The 898-nt window shown below is 63.5% G+C and carries 1 protein-coding gene; it reads right to left on the bottom strand.

The window, feature by feature from the left end; translation table 11 throughout:
* Positions 1–64: 64 nt before the first annotated feature.
* Positions 65–697 carry a 50S ribosomal protein L25/general stress protein Ctc gene (locus OJI97_RS10690; protein ID WP_297663331.1) on the bottom strand — a complete coding sequence of 211 codons (633 nt, stop codon included), beginning with the start codon at positions 695–697 and terminating at the stop codon, positions 65–67.
* Positions 698–898 lie beyond the last annotated feature (201 nt).

Raw genomic sequence — 898 nt, 5'->3', positions numbered from 1 at the left:
GCCACCCCGCGAACCCCCACCCCAACCCCTCCCCTGAAGGGAAGGGGCTAGAGTCGGCGTTGGCTTATTCGCCGCCTTCGGCGGCGGCTTCGCCTTCGTCCTTCGTCGTGTCGCCGTCGCTCGACTTGAGCGCCGACGGGGCGACGATGGTCGCGATGGTGAAGTCGCGGTCGGTGATCGCGCTTTCGCTCCCCTTGGGCAGCGTCACATTGCTGATGTGGATCGAATCGCCGACATCGAAGCCGGTGACGTCGATGATGATCTCGTCGGGGATCTTGTCCGCGTCGCAGACCAGTTCCAGCTCGTGACGGACGATGTTCAGCACGCCGCCGCGCTTCAGGCCGGGCGAGGCTTCTTCATTCGCGAACACGACCGGCACCGCGACCTGGACCTTGGCGTCCTTGGCGATGCGCAGGAAGTCGGCGTGGATCGGGCGATCCTTGACCGGATGGAAAGCGACGTCCTTCGGCAGGGTGCGAATGCTCTTGCCGTCGACGTCGATCATCACGACCGAGTTCATGAAGTGACCCGTCATCAGCTGCTTCATCAGCAGCTTTTCCTCGACGTGGATCATCAGGGGTTCTTCCTTGCCGCCATAGACGACGGCGGGGACGCGGCCATTACGACGCAGCTCGCGCGAGGCTCCCTTGCCTCCGCGTTCGCGCGTCTCGGCCGTCAGCGTCAGCTGATCGCTCATTTTCATTCTCCGAGTTCGGTTACACAGTTCCGCCACGCCTCCAGGGATGACCATGACGGAAGCGCGGGCGCATAGCGGGGAAGCGGCGGAAATGCAAGCGGCGAGGGGGATGGCCGCTATTCGACCGGTTGCGGACCTATCTCACATCGTCATCCCGGACTTGATCCGGGATCCATTCATCCGGCGCCGAGAGAATGGATC

It is taken from the genome of Sphingopyxis sp. (assembly GCF_025869345.1).
Taxonomy (GTDB): domain Bacteria; phylum Pseudomonadota; class Alphaproteobacteria; order Sphingomonadales; family Sphingomonadaceae; genus Sphingopyxis.
This window is presented reverse-complemented; position numbering and strand designations above follow the sequence as displayed.